Genomic DNA, 14,101 nt, shown 5'->3' with positions numbered 1-14,101 from the left:
GGGCACTAACCGCAACACTGGGGGATCAGCAGGAGGGGAGGCCGACCGTGCCGCATCGCCATCGGGTGCGCGATATCGCCGATCAGGCTGGGCTGTCGGAGGCGACGGTCGACCGGGTGCTGCATCACCGGCCCGGGGTGAGCGTGCGCGCGACGCGGGCGGTGCACCGGGCGATCGCAGACCTGGATCGGCAGGCGGGGCAGCTCGTGCTCACGGGCCGCTCGCTCGTCGCGGACCTGGTGATGGCGGCCCCGGACCGGTTCTCGGACGTGGTGCGCGCGGCCTTCGAGGCGGAGGCAGCGATGCTGCGGCCGGCGCAGCTGCGGTTGCGCTACGACCTGGACGCGGCGGCCGACCCGGCCTGGATCGCGGACCGGCTGGCGCGGCTGGCGCGGCGCGGCAGTGACGGCATCCTGCTCAAGGCACCCGACGATCCGGTGGTCGCCGAGGCCGTCGATGCTGTGGTCGCCGCGGGCATCCCGGTCATCACATTGGTCACCGACCTGCCGACGACGGCCCGGCACGTCTACGTCGGCATCGACAATCAGGCCGCCGGAGCGACCGCGGCCTACCTGCTCAACCTCGCTGCCGGGCCTGGGCACGCCGACGAGGCGTCGCCGGACGTGGTGACGACGAACCGAGGGGCCGCGCCTGGGCCGGGCGAGCTCTCGCAAGTGGCCCGCTCGGGGGCGGCTCGTTCGGAGGTGGCCCGCACCCACGAGGCCCGCGCCCAAGAGGCCCGTTCTGTGGTCGACGCCCTTGTGCCGCTGAGCCGGGCGGCCTTCCTCGGCGAGGGGCAGCGGGCGCAGGGGTTCGTGGACGAATTCACGCGGCTGCGCCCGGGGTCGCGCGCGGTCGTCCTCGACGGTACGGACGGCCTCGACGAGACGATGGAGCGGCTGGCGGCGCAGGCTCTGGCCGACGATCCGGGGCTGGCGCTCGTCTACTCCCCGGGCGGGGCCAACCGGGGCACGCTCGCCGCGTTCGATGCCGCCCGCCGGCCGGTCCGCGGTTTCGTGGCCCACGACCTCGACGAGGACAACCTCGTGCTGCTGCGCTCGGGTCGCCTGACCGCGGTGCTGCACCACGACCTGCGACGCGATGCCCGCCGCAGCCTGGGCGCGCTGCTGCAGGTGCAGGGGCTGCTGCCGGGGCGTCCGGTGTCGTTGCCGAGACCGGTCGTGGTCGTCACTCCGCACAACATTCCGCTCTGAACCCCGGGTGCGACCGGGGGCTGATCAGACGATGCCCAGCACCCGCAGCAACGCCAGGACGCCCAGCACGGCCAGCCCGATGACGGCGGCGAGGATGAGGACGACGATGGCGCCGGCTCCGAGGAGGTAGCCGATGCCGTCGGTCTGCACCCGCTGCCCGCGGGCGACGGTGCGGTCGAGCAGCCGCACGTTCTTGCTGTTGGCGCGGTGGGCGGCGTCGGCGGCGTCCCCGATGAACGGCAGGAGGCCGAGCAGGCCGTCGATGAGCAGGTTGCCGCCCATCCGCAACAGCACGCTGTAGGGCACGCGCTGGCGGATGCCCTCGACGAGGATGATGCCGGAGATGGCGCTGCCGGCCGCGTCGCCGAGCCCGGGGATGAAGCCGAGGATCGGGTCGAGGCCGAAGCGGAATCGGGTGCCGGGCACGCGGATGAGTTCGTCGAGGATGAACGCGAGCATCCGGGTCGTGTCGCTCGAGGCGACGGAGGCGTGCGGCGGGCGGGCCTGGCTGCCGTCCAGGGGCGCGGGCGGCGGCGGGTTGTGCCGGGGTTTGGCGGGTTTGGCGGAGCCACGCCAGCCGCCGCGGTCGACGGGGCGGTGGTGCGGCGCGTCGACGGGAGGCGCGCTGGGGCGTCGTCGCTGCGGGTCGGAGCGTCGCACGTCGCCTCCTTGGGCGGGTCGTTGCGGTGGTTGCGGCCGTTGCGGTCGGGTGCGTGACGGCCAGGTTCTCAACGGCCGGACCCTACGCAAGGTGCCGGGGCCCGATTCGGGTGCGCCTCACACTCCGGTAATCAGCCACTTGTCGGTGCGGGCCCGCCGGTGCAGCAGCAGGCTGCGCAGCAGCATGAACCACGCCATGGCGGCCCAGACGGCGGCGATGGCCAGGGGCGCGCCCTGGGCCATGAGGTGCTCGCCGGCGAGGAAGACGACCGCGAGCACCGGGAGGTAGGCGACGAGGGCGATGAGTTGCAGGACGGCGAGGTGGGTGCCGTCGCCGGCGCCGATGAGGACGCCGTCGAGCACGAAGGCGTGTCCGCTGATGGGCACGGTGAGGCCGATGACGAGCAGCCCGGCCGTCAGGGCGGCCTGTACGGCGGGGTCGGAGGTGAACAGCCGGGGCAGGACGGGGGACAGGGCCGCGACGAGGAGTCCGAGGACGACGCCGAAGCCGATGCCCCACCGGACCATGAGCCCGGTGGCGTCGCGGACGGCCGGTACGTCGCCGGCGCCGAGGGCCCGGCCGGTGAGGGCTTGGGCGGCGATGGCCAGGGCGTCGAGGGCGAAGGCGAGGAAGGTCCAGATGGTGGCGGCGACCTGGTAGGCGGCCAGGGGCACGTCGCCGAGGCGGGCGGCGACGAAGGTGGTGGCCAGGATGGCGGCGCGCAGGGCGAGGGTGCGCACGAGCAGCGGGACGCCGGTGGCGGCGGCGGACAGCACCCGGCCGGGGCGGAACCGCATGGGTGCCTGGTGTCGGCGCGCGGCGCGCAGCACGACGATCAGCAGCGCGGCGGACATGCCGGTCTGGGCGATGACGGTGCCCCAGGCGGAGCCGGCGATGCCCATGTGGAAGCCGTAGACGAAGACGTAGTTGAGCACCACGTTGGTGCCGAAGGCGGCGACGGAGGCGATGAGCGGGGTGCGGGTGTCCTGCAGGCCGCGCAGCACTCCGGTGGTGGCCAGCACGATGAGCATGGCGGGGAGGCTGATCGTGCTGATCCGCAGGTAGGTGACGGCGTGCTGTGTGGCCTCTGGTGAGACTCCGAAGACTTCGCAGATGGGTTGGGCGAAGACGGCGACGAGGACGGCGGAGGTGAGGCCCAGGATGACGGCGAGCCAGATCCCGTCGAGGCCCGCGCCGAGGGCTCCGCGCAGGTCGCCGGCGCCGAGGCGGCGGGCGACCAGGGAGGTGGTGCCGTAGGCGAGGAAGATGTAGATGCTCGCCATGGTGGTCAGGGCGGCGGAGGCAGCGCCGAGGCCGGCGAGTTGGGGGGTGCCCAGGTGGCCGACGATGGCGGCGTCGGCCAGCAGGAAGAGCGGTTCGGCGACCAGGGCCAGGAACGCCGGAATGGCCAATCGCAGCACTTCACGCCGCGTGTCGCGGCTCGAGCGGAGGGTGCTGGGTGGCGGCTGATCACCCGAGTTATCCACAGGTTCTCCACATGGGCTTGGTGGCGAGGCGGAAGTCTTGCGTACATCTCATCTGGACAGACCCGTCGACCGAAGGGCGAGACAGATCGGCTGGTCAGGCGTTTTTTTCTCGCACACACGGGGTGCATGGCGAATGTCCAGGTCAACGGCTCGGGTCCCGTTGCATTCATCGGAAATCCCCAGGTCGGTCCACAGCCCGGCTCGGCGTTGTCCCCTGTGCGTCCACAGGGTATCCCCAGGGCCGTCCACAGGCTGTGTTGAGTCTGCCTGACCTGCGACTTAGCGTTGCGGAACCCGGTCGTTCACCGGGTGGTCACACCGGCCGGAGGCAACCTAGCGCTCGCAGTCTTGTCGGTGGTGCGTAAGAGGGTGTGGGGGGTGGTCGCCTCGTCGTGGGAGGGCACGACGAGGAGCCACACCGCATGTCCGACGAAGTGCCACGACAGGAGGAGTGCGTTGTCTCTGGTTCGCCTTGAGCGGGATATGGAGCAGGGCCCGCGCGAGGACGGTGAAGACCGTCTCCCGCCGCAGGACATGCACGCCGAGCAGAGCGTGCTGGGCGGCATGCTGTTGAGCAAGGACGCGATCGCCGACGTCCTGGAGATCACCCGCGGGGTCGACTTCTACCGTCCCGCGCACGAGCTGATCTACGACGCGATCCTCAACCTCTACGGGCGCGGGGAGCCGGCGGACGCCATCACGGTCGCCGACGAGCTGACCAAACGCGGCGACCTGAGCCGAATCGGCGGCCAGAGCTACCTGCACCAGCTCATCGCGGCGGTGCCGACGGCCGCGAACGCTGGCTACTACGCGCAGATCGTCGCGGAGCGCGCGGTGCTGCGCCGCCTCGTCGACGCCGGCACCCGCATCGTGCAGATGGGCTACGGCACGGGCGGCGGCGACGTCGAAGAGATCGTCAACGCCGCGCAGGCGGAGATCTACCAGGTGGCCGACAAACGCGGCTCCGAGGACTACCACCTGCTCGGCGAGCTGCTGGAGGCCACGGCCGACGAGATCGAGCACGCCTCCGGCTCCTCCGGCGAGATGGTCGGCGTCCCCACCGGCTTTCTGGAATTGGATGATCTGACCAACGGATTGCATTCCGGCCAGATGATCGTCATCGCGGCGCGTCCGGCAATGGGCAAATCGACGCTGGCTTTGGATTTTGCCCGTTCTGCGGCGATCAAGCACAACATGGCGACGGTCGTTTTCTCGTTGGAAATGAGCCGTAACGAGATCACGATGCGTTTGCTGAGTGCTGAGGCGTCGATCCAGTTGCAGCACATGCGTAAGGGCACGATGCGCGATGACGACTGGGCGAAGTTGGCGCGCACGATGGGGGAGGTCAGCGAAAGCCCGTTGTTCATCGACGACTCGCCCAATATGTCGCTCATGGAGATTCGGGCGAAGTGTCGGCGGCTCAAGCAGCGGCACAATCTCAAGCTCGTCATCATCGACTATTTGCAGCTCATGAGTTCTGGCAAGCGCGTGGAGTCGCGCCAGCAGGAGGTCAGTGAGTTCTCTCGCGCTCTGAAGCTGCTCGCGAAGGAGATCGAAGTGCCGGTCATCGCCCTGTCTCAGCTGAACCGTGGTCCGGAGCAGCGGACGGACAAGAAGCCGCAGGTCTCGGACTTGCGTGAGTCGGGGTGCCTGCCGGCGTCGACGCGGATTCTGCGGGCGGACACGGGCGCCGAGACGACGCTGGGTGCGCTGTATCGGGCGGGCGCCACCGACGTGCCGGTGTGGGCGCTGGACGAGTCGCTGCGCTACGTGGCGCGGCCGATGACGCACGTGTTCTCCACGGGGGTGCGCGAAGTCTTCGAGTTGACGACGAGTTCGGGTCGCACGCTGCGGGCGACGGCCAACCACCCGTTCCTCACCTACGCGGGGTGGGTGCCGCTGGGGGAGTTGGAGGTCGGGGGCCGGGTGGCGGTGCCGCGGCACGTGCCGGCGCCGGACCAGTACGACGACTCGTTCAGCGACGAGGACGTGACGACGGCCGCGCGGCTGGTGGCGGAGTTGCCGGAGGCGCGGGTGCCCAGCGGCATCAGCAAGCTCCCGAAGGCGCAGATCGCGTTGTTCCTGCGGGAGGTGTTCACGCGCGCCGGTGGGGTGGGCCTGGCGGCGACGCACCCGGGCGGGGAGATCTTCTGCTTCGCCGACGACCGCGAGCGCTTGGACCGAATCGCGTTGCTGCTGTTGCGGTTCGGCATCTCGAGTCAGGTGTGGGGCGGGGCCCGCGACTGGGTGCTGGACGTCGTGGACCTGGATTCGCAGCGGCGTTTCCTGCAGGAGATCGGCGTGGAGGGCGCGCTGGGCAGCGAGGCGGACCGGCTGCTGACGATTGTGCGCACCGACACCCGCCCGGCCCCGGACGCCAACCCGGTGTGGAATCAGGTCGCGGCCGCCGTCGCCGGCGGCTCACCCGCGACGGACTCCGGCAGCCTGGCGCAGGTCGCGGCCGTGCTCGACCGAGCCGACGTCGACCTGGCCGCCGTCAACGACGTCGAGTGGGACATGATCGTCGGCATCGAGCCGGTCGGTGTCGAAGAGGTCTTCGACGCCACGGTCCTGGGCATCCACAACTTCGTCGCCAACGGCGTCGTCGTGCACAACTCCATCGAGCAGGACGCCGACATGGTCATGCTGCTGCACCGCGAGTCCGTCTACGAACAAGACTCCCCCCGCGAAGGTGAAGCCGACATCATCGTCGCCAAGCACCGCAACGGCCCGACCAAGACCATCACCGTTGCTTTCCAGGGGCACTACTCGCGCTTCACCAACATGGCGACCAACTTCTGACGCACATGTAGAGATGGGTCCTACTTTTCACAAACCGCCACCTATGTTTCATAGGAGGGTTTACGGCGTGTCTTCTTGTCAGATCGTGATTTCTGCGCTAGGCGGCGCGAGAGGGGAAGGTCTACGTTCAACGCACTAGACAAACGTCGAGGGCGCCCCGTTCCAGCGGAGCGCCCTCGTAAGACAAGTACCTGATCCGGGTGAGGAGACAGGAGGTGTCGTCATGCCCAGTGTAGGGCTACGGCCCGTCGGTGCCCAAGTGGGTGAAGCGACGTGGTCGTTTTGGTGTGCTGGGGGTTCGCGATCCGAGTGGTCATGGGTGGCGGGGCCGCCCGATCCACGCAGCTTGCAGCCGGTGCGGGAGACAAAGTCTGGCCGACTGTCGAGAAACATCCCGGTGCAGGCGATGTCGACGACGACGGGTGGGTGGCTGTTCCTCGAGTCTGGTCTTGAGCACGAGCTCGCGACATGGTTGGACCATCAACGTGATGTGACGTGGCTGGTCGGTCAACCCGTGTTGTTGCGCTGGGAGGACGGAACGAAGCACTTCCCCGACGTGTTGAGCGCGCACCGGGACGGTTCGGTGACCATCTGGGATGTCCGCGCCCCGGAAGAACGCGACGACACGTTCATGGTGATGTCGACGCGTACTCAGGCGGTCTGCGCGAAGGTCGGCTGGCGTTACGAGCTGTTCGGTGGTCTGGACCCGGTGGCGTCGTTGAACCTCCGCTGGATCGCGTCGGCGCGCCGAGCCCCGGAGTGGGTGATGCCTGCCAAGGCGATCCTGCAGGGTGTCCTGACCGACGGTGACGGCACTGTCGGTGATGTCATCGCGGCCGATGACGATCGAGGGTTCCTCACGTCAGCCATGTGGCACCTGGTCTGGTCCGGCGAGATCGAGATGGACCTCAACGCCCCTTGGGATCAGCGCTCGCGCCTCGCGTGGGCAACCGATGCGGCGCGGACATGAACGCCCGAGTGACGCTCTACGAGGGCGCCACCATCCTCTTCCCGGAGGGACCCCGAGTGGTGGTCGCAGTCGGCCCGTTCGGGTACACGGTCCGCGACGTCACCGGCGGAGTCGACGAGGTGTCGTGGACCGACGTCCAACCGGCACGCGCCATCGTCCACGGGCGGGTGGACGCGGTGGCCGAGTCATTGATGGCCGTCTTGTCCGGGCTCAGCGATGACGCTGTCCAAGAGTCGCTGGACAAGCTGGAGGTCGTTCTGACCATTCGCACGGGCTTCGCCCGTGGGCACCCCGCTCTCGCACGACCAGGGGAGCCGTACTCGCTGTTCAACCCGGCCCGAAAGGTCTCGGACAGCAAGAAATGCGAGGCGATGGCCAAGATCCTTGCCCGGGAGGCTCTGCTCGATCGGCGTCGTCAACGCAACATGGAGGCGGGCAAAGCCACACCTCGAGCGAGGGTTGGCGCGGTCTCACAGCGTCAGCTGATGAACTGGCTGTCCGAGTTCGACCGCCCGATCAACGGCGGCCTCCTGGCCTTGGTGGACAAGCGCCGTGTTCGCCGGCATTCCGCCTTCGGAGGTCTCGATCCTGAGGTGCGACGCGTCGCCGACGACATCGCCGCCCGCATCGATGGGACACAAGCGGTTCGCTCGATCGATGAACTTCTCCGCCGCACGCTGTTGGCGCTCAAAGCCGAGGGTTTGGACTCGCTCAACCCACCGGAGTCGACCCTGCGGACCTACCTGACGCAGGCTGCTCAAGCCGCTGGCCGCACAACTCGTTCCCACACGACCAAGAAGCTTCGCGGTGTCCTGGCCTTGACCGCCTACCCCGCCCTTCGACCGGGCCAAGTCGTCGCGATCGACGTGACCCGCAGCGACACCTTCTGCGTCGACCCGTGGACAGGCAAACCCATATCGGTCGAGATCATCACCGCCCTGGACGTGTGTACGCGTGTCGTCCTGGCTCTACGGGTCGTGCCCCGCAGCGCAAACGCCATCGAGGCCGGCCTCATCCTCTACGACGTGCTGCGCCCGTTCAGCCAAGTCGTCGAACCCGGCCAGGTTCATGACTGGCGCTGGGCTGGAGTCCCGGAGGCGATTGGCTCGATTGATGATGCCGTCGTCGAGGCCGAACGCCTCTCCGGGCGCCCGCTGATCGGGGAGCATGCGATCCCGGGACTGCTCCCGGACGCGATCCGCGCCGACAAGGGCAGCATCTTCACCGGCCGCTACTTCCGCGAAGTGTGCACCCTCTTGGGAATCCACCTCCTGCTCTCCCGGGCGAAGAAGCCCACCGACAACGCGTTTGTGGAGCGCTGGCACGAGACGCTGCAGCGCTGTTTGCTGCAGTTGTCCGGCCACAAGGGCCGCAACGTGTCCCAGCGGGGCAGCGACGCCGGCAAGATCGTCGTCGACAAGAAGGGTCGCGCCGTCTTCAAGGGCGACGGCCCGAGCCTGACGCCGCGCGAGCTCGAACTCCGGTTGCGAGAGTTCATCTGCACCGACTACCACCGCACCCGCCACGGCGGTCTCACGGTCGTCGACCGCACCATGGAAGACCGCTCACCGGCGGTGGGGATGACCCCGCTGGAGGTCTTCGACGCGCTCCTGGCCGCTACGGGCCGGCTGCACGTCCTCCAGCGTCCGGACCTTCTCTATGACCTGCTGCCACAACTGTGGCTGACGATCCGCCACGACGGCGTCGAGTACAAAGACCTGACGTTCGACTGTGAGGAACTGGACGACTTCCGCTCCGTCCCCAAGGGCTTCTTCCGCGACCGGGACCGTGCCGCCCCCTTCTTCATGGATCCGCGGGACCTCTCGCGGTTGTGGTTCCGTCGACCTGACACCGGTGCCGTGGTGGAGGTCCCTTGGCGGCGAGCATTCCAGTTGCAGGCGCCGATGACCGACCTGGTCCTCGACGCCGCCGCCAAGGCGGTGAAGCGTCGCGGCGGCACGAACACCACCATCAACAAGGACAGTGTTCAGCGGGAAATCCTTGAGGCCATCAACGACATCGCCTCGATCGACCGCCTCCGAGCCAACCCGGACCTGGTCGACTGGAAACCCAACAAGGTCGCGGCGGCCCACCTGCGCGAATCACGATCCCAGTTCGACCACGCCGAAGCCGCCGAAGCTGGCGCCCGCGGCACCCGACGCACCCGCCACGGTGCCTCATCCAAGGGATCCCGCGCCGATGCGAGCAGGTCGAGCACTCCACCAGCATTTGACCCGACACAGACGGCGTGGCCGACGCTGGAGTCACAGGAGGGGGAGTCGTGAAGGCGTCCCGCCTGCACGCGCAGGCTTATGCACCCCCGCTGGTCCCGCCTGCGACGTTGACTCGGACAGCGGCTGCGGGGATGTCGGAGGCCAAGCGTCGCGAGTATGCACGTGAGGTACGCCGCTACCTCAACGGCCACTACTTCGACTCCGAGCGGGATCGTCACATCCGGCAGGTCCTCAATGACCTGATTGAAGACAACGCCGAGATGCTGACCGGGACCCGGGAGGTCGCCCTCCTGACCGGCTTCAACGTCCTCGGCAAGTCCACAGTCCTCTACCAGCTGTCGTATGCCGTGCACCGCCACCACGTCGGCCCTGACGGTGACCCCGAACGTATGGCGCGGCGAACCACGACCCGTCGGTTCGGGCGCCGTGACCAGGAAATCCACCCCACCCACGCTCCGGTGCTGTTCTTGTCCCTGGAAGCCGCGACCACAGTCACCCGGTTCAACGAGCTCGTCGTCGAGGCCTTCGACATGGACAAGAGCACCGCGAAGAAGGCCTCCACTCTCGACCTGGTCCTCGAGCACGGGGTACGGCTGCTGGTCATCGACGACCTCCACCAGCTGATCCTGACCGAACGCCTCGGCCGATACGCCCTGGACCACCTCAAAGCGATCGTGACCGCCCTGGGGGAGTACGGCATCACTGTCATCTTCAGCGGCGCGAACCTGCACGACCACGACGTGATGAGCGACCCCCAGATCACCGGCCGCGCCTACGCGATCACCGTCGCTCCCTACGGTTCCGACACCCACGACCAAGTGCTGGCGTGGCAACGGTTCCTCAAAGAATCCGGCGACATCATTGCCCCGTTCCTTCCGGCCGCCGAACCGGGCATGCTGCACAACGACCTGCCCGGGTTGATCCTGGAACGCACCCACGGACGAATGCAGGCCATCGTCACCCTCCTGCGCCGAGCCACCGTCGCGGCCATTGAGAACGGCACCTGGGCGGTCACCGAGGAGCATGTGCTGGCCGTTCCCGCGTCCAAACTCACCGTCGACGAACTCGCCCAGAAGGCCGACAAGACCGTCGCGAAGCCGACCCAGCTGCATCCCACGGTCAGCGTCACCCAGCACGGGCAGGGCACCGGATGACCAGTGCCTGCCAGCTCCCCGTTGCTGTCGACATCCAGCCCGGGGAAGACATGTGGCCTTCCTGCAACGGGTCGCCGATGCCAACTACCTCGATTTCCGCGATTTGACCAGCCACCGGCGCACCGCCCGTGTCTGGGAGAACCCAGAGCACCCATTTCTGGCCCAGCTCTCGTCGATCACCGGGGTCGCCGAGGAACGCCTGCGGGCTGCCACGCTGGGGGGTACCTATCCGGGGATGGCGCTCGGACGGGCCCGGACCGGGCGCCGGTATGCCGGCCAACCCGCTACATGCCCCCGCGGCTGCTTTGACACGGTCGCCGCAAGGCTCAACCTGGTCGTCCTCTGCACCAACTGCGAAGAACTCTTCATCGATCGTCTCGACCCCACGCCACCACCGGTCCCGACCCGCGTCCGCCATGTTCACCGAGAGGTGATGGCCACCCTGGCGGCGACGACGTCCAGCCAGTCTGCTCAAGATCGGCTCCGGCGCCTGGAATCCCTCATGGCCGAGGTCGAACTCGCCCTCTGGCGGAACTGGCCCCCACTGTTCGACGGGGAAACGCAGCAATGGAGAACTCGGGCGGTGCGCTGGGTGGACCGCAACGTCATCACCGGCCGATACACGCTCGCCCGCCCGCCGTCGATCACCGCCACCCTGCTCACTCTGACTTGGGACGCATCGGTTGATCGAGCCACCGCCGAAGCGATCCTCGATGACATTGCGATCATGGCCGACCCGTGGGATCCCGACCCCCACGAGATGCCAGACTGGCGCAACCCGGTGGACGCTCGAGTCGGTCTGCTCGACCTCCTGGAGAACCTCGGCCTCCAGGCACGACACGTCCCGACCATCCTGCGCCTGCCCGAGGACCCGATCATCCTTCCTGAACACCAACGCACCCACCGAACCGCCGAAGCCCTTGCCCTGACCGCCCTCGCCAGCCAAGCGCACGGCACCCCCATGACGGTCGCCGGAGCTGCCTCGCTTCACGCGGCCGATTGCTCCTCCCGCGCCCAACGCGTCGCAGCACGCCTACTCGCCGACACATATTCGCTCTGCCGACTCGCCGTACATGCTGAGCGACTGCACTCCGCAGGCCTGCTTGACCGGGCACAAGCCCGGGCAGAACTGCGCGGCATCCAACGTCTCCCATCCACCGCCCTCCGAGATATCCCGCGAGCCGGCAGCGCGCACCTCGATCGCGAGGTCGCGGCTGCCTGGGTGTGGCTCGACGCCACCGCAGGCCGGCCCGCCGGTGGACCCCACCCACACCGAGCCAACGCCGAGATTGCGGCCTTCGACACCGCCCTCGACCCCGAAACGAAACTCCACCTGCGCGCCTGGTGGCATCAGCGGCTCAGCCACGTCAGCGACCTGGTCAAGGCCCAGGAATCCGCCTCGCCGGCCGGTGCAACCGAGGAGAGTCGAGATGCTGGCTGACAACGCCGACAACCACCTGCCGACCCTCGTCGACCTCGCTCCCGGCGAGGCCCTCGATGCCTATCTCGAACGCGTTGCTGACGCCAACTACCTCACCACGGCCCGCCTGATCGAGATGGTGCGGGCCGGGCACGACACCACCACCGCGTACCTCATGCTCGCGCCCACACCGGGGACCCTTGCCCGCATCGCCCACCTCACTGGAGTCGACACTGCCGCCCTGCAGAACGCGACCCTGGCGGCCTACGACGGAACCAGCCTGGACCTGCGCGGGCTCGACCCCGGCCACCAGTCCAGCTTCCGTTCCATCTCCGCCCGCGGCTGGACCCCCGGCCACGGCACCCAGATCTGTCCGCAATGCCTCGGTGACGACGGGATCTGGCGCACCTCCTGGCGTCTGCCGACGACGACCGCATGCCGCACCCACGGCACCTACTTGCTCGCAACGTGCCCCGGCTGCCAGCGCCCTTTCCGCGACCAGCGCCACTCACCCCTGCGCGTCGTTGGTCCACAGACGCTGTGCGGCAACCCTCTTGGCCAAGGCCCACGCAAACAATGCCGTGTCGACCTCACCACCCTCACTGCCGAGCCGGCCGACGATGACTGCCTCCAACGCCAAGCACGGCAAGACGCCGCCGACGTCGGCGGGATCCTCGCCACGTTCGCCGGCGGACTCGACGCGCCAGAGTTCACCGCAACCCTCCGATCATTGACCGCCCTTGTGCTGCACCTCGCCGCAGCATCCCGAACGCCGGACAACCTTCCTTGCTGGGCACGTGACGTCGCAGATGCCAGCACACGCAGTATTCGGCGCTGGAGCATCCGCCCGCCCCAAGACCCCGTACTCCGCTCACGCGCGCTCACGGCAGCCGACCGCATCCTCGCCGTCGAGGACATCGACACCGCCGCGGCCCGATTCGGGCAATGGCTCCGCCACGTCCCCGACGTCCCCGAAGGCCGGCTCGGATGGCTGGCCGACCACACCCGCATGACCTCGACCCTCACGCGGCTTGTCATGGCCGCCCACGCACCGCGGCGTCGCCTGTCCCATCTCCTCGACCAGCAACCACCGCTGACCGACTCGACCCGGCAGATCCCGCAAGTCCTCCCCGCTCGCCTCGTCGACGAACACCTCAGCGGGCTCTTCGACTCCCGCCCCGCGACCGTCGGCCTCTTCGCATCCCTCTGCCTCGCCAGAACCCACCCGCACATCCACTCCTGGGCCGATGCAGCCCGCGAACTCGGGCTGTCACCCGAGGTCGGCGAACGCACCGCACGCGCCGGCTCTGCATCGATGACCGCATCGCCCGCCGCCGTCGTCGCCGCCCTCGGCGCAGCGAGCCGTGAGCTCGAGATCGACTACCGAGATCTCGAAGACCGTGTCCGGCACCTTGCCCGCACCACCCGCTGGTTCACTCGCTGGGCCCGTGCCAACCGTCCAGGTAGTCGCTCGTCTAGCCACTCGTACGCCGTCCAGTGGTTATGGCTCGAAGCGGCGCAGAGCCACCTCGCGTCGGCGCCGACAACTGGTGACCCATGGCGCTATCGAAAGTTCGCGCGATCCCTCACCATCGCGCAGACCCGGGCCTTGGCCGAGATCGTTCTGAGGGTCACCCATCAGCCGGAGGAGCACCGATGAGTCCTCGTGCCACCGTCCCTTTGACCAGCGACATCAGCGCTGCCCTGGCCATGTTCTTCCACGGTGGCGCGGGGCCTAGCCACACCACGATCACGACCGTCCTGACGGGCTCGGGATACGGGGACAATTACGTCTACAACCCCAATGCGCAGGGTACGAACAAGCAACAGCGGGTGCTGACCGCGTTGAGAACCGCGCAGCGTGAGCCGACTCGCGCCCGCACCCTCGTCGACGAGCTCCTGTCGACACTGCGGGTGGCGGGCCTGATCGGAGAAGAGGCTTCCGGGGAGAACGTGGACCGTCTGAAGCGCGCCCTGGCCTCGTCCGGCTGGTACCTGACCGAGGACGGATACCTGCAACCCTTTGGCAATGTCGATCTAGACACCGGTGGCCGGCCAGCCCTCGAGGAGCAGGTCGATCGCCTTCGTCGCTCCACCAGTGACCCGGCGCTGCTCATCGGGACCGCCAAGGAACTCCTGGAGTCTGTGTCGAAATTCGT

The 14,101-nt window shown here is 68.4% G+C and carries 10 protein-coding genes; 8 read left to right on the top strand and 2 right to left on the bottom strand.

The genetic code is table 11. The features are described from left to right. Positions 1 to 47: 47 nt before the first annotated feature. A complete protein-coding gene (locus KILIM_RS15960) occupies positions 48 to 1,214 on the top strand; it encodes a LacI family DNA-binding transcriptional regulator (RefSeq protein WP_006593758.1) in 1,167 nt (388 codons plus the stop codon). A 24-nt stretch (positions 1,215 to 1,238) separates the two neighbouring features. On the opposite strand, the gene KILIM_RS15955 is transcribed toward KILIM_RS15960, so the two are convergent. Continuing rightward, the gene (locus KILIM_RS15955) at positions 1,239 to 1,874 is read right to left on the bottom strand and encodes a DUF4112 domain-containing protein (RefSeq protein ID WP_006593757.1); all 636 of its coding nucleotides are present in this window, start codon (positions 1,872 to 1,874) and stop codon (positions 1,239 to 1,241) included. A 117-nt stretch (positions 1,875 to 1,991) separates the two neighbouring features. After that, complete coding sequence (locus KILIM_RS15950) at positions 1,992 to 3,296, bottom strand: MATE family efflux transporter (protein WP_006593756.1); 1,305 nt, start codon at positions 3,294 to 3,296, stop codon at positions 1,992 to 1,994. Positions 3,297 to 3,845: 549 nt separating this feature from the next. Between KILIM_RS15950 and dnaB the strand changes: the two genes are divergently transcribed. The 7 genes from dnaB to KILIM_RS15915 all read left to right on the top strand — a co-directional run. Further along, positions 3,846 to 6,164, top strand: coding sequence for a replicative DNA helicase (dnaB, locus tag KILIM_RS15945; protein WP_083876212.1), 2,319 nt, complete (start codon positions 3,846 to 3,848; stop codon positions 6,162 to 6,164). A 223-nt stretch (positions 6,165 to 6,387) separates the two neighbouring features. Further along, positions 6,388 to 7,134, top strand: a complete 747-nt coding sequence (locus KILIM_RS22595; RefSeq protein WP_006593754.1) for a TnsA-like heteromeric transposase endonuclease subunit — start codon at positions 6,388 to 6,390, stop codon at positions 7,132 to 7,134. Next, on the top strand, positions 7,131 to 9,419 hold the full coding sequence (locus tag KILIM_RS15935; protein ID WP_006593753.1) for a DDE-type integrase/transposase/recombinase: 2,289 nt from the start codon (positions 7,131 to 7,133) through the stop codon (positions 9,417 to 9,419). The genes KILIM_RS22595 and KILIM_RS15935 overlap by 4 nt, the downstream gene beginning before the upstream one ends. Further along, a complete protein-coding gene (locus KILIM_RS22590) occupies positions 9,416 to 10,522 on the top strand; it encodes a TniB family NTP-binding protein (protein ID WP_006593752.1) in 1,107 nt (368 codons plus the stop codon). The genes KILIM_RS15935 and KILIM_RS22590 overlap by 4 nt, the downstream gene beginning before the upstream one ends. A gap of 52 nt (positions 10,523 to 10,574) precedes the next feature. Beyond that, positions 10,575 to 11,963 (top strand): hypothetical protein, encoded by a 1,389-nt coding sequence (locus KILIM_RS24100; RefSeq protein WP_006593751.1) that lies wholly within the window; start codon positions 10,575 to 10,577, stop codon positions 11,961 to 11,963. Further along, the gene (locus KILIM_RS15920) at positions 11,953 to 13,602 is read left to right on the top strand and encodes a TniQ family protein (protein ID WP_040563626.1); all 1,650 of its coding nucleotides are present in this window, start codon (positions 11,953 to 11,955) and stop codon (positions 13,600 to 13,602) included. The genes KILIM_RS24100 and KILIM_RS15920 overlap by 11 nt, the downstream gene beginning before the upstream one ends. A 20-nt stretch (positions 13,603 to 13,622) precedes the next feature. Further along, a partial coding sequence (locus KILIM_RS15915) for a hypothetical protein (RefSeq protein WP_040563625.1) occupies positions 13,623 to 14,101 on the top strand: 479 nt, incomplete at its 3' end.

It is taken from the genome of Kineosphaera limosa NBRC 100340, from assembly GCF_000298215.1.
GTDB classification, from domain to species: domain Bacteria; phylum Actinomycetota; class Actinomycetes; order Actinomycetales; family Dermatophilaceae; genus Kineosphaera; species Kineosphaera limosa.
The sequence above is the reverse complement of the archived record's forward strand: the minus strand, read 5'-3'. Positions and strand labels throughout refer to the sequence as shown.

Excerpts from the sequence above, each read along its gene's own strand:
- KILIM_RS22595 (WP_006593754.1), top strand. The coding sequence starts at position 6,388 with ATGCCCAGTGTAGGGCTACGGCCCGTCGGTGCCCAAGTGGGTGAAGCG.
- KILIM_RS15920 (WP_040563626.1), top strand. The coding sequence starts at position 11,953 with ATGCTGGCTGACAACGCCGACAACCACCTGCCGACCCTCGTCGACCTC.
- dnaB (WP_083876212.1), top strand. The coding sequence starts at position 3,846 with ATGGAGCAGGGCCCGCGCGAGGACGGTGAAGACCGTCTCCCGCCGCAG.
- KILIM_RS15935 (WP_006593753.1), top strand. The coding sequence starts at position 7,131 with ATGAACGCCCGAGTGACGCTCTACGAGGGCGCCACCATCCTCTTCCCG.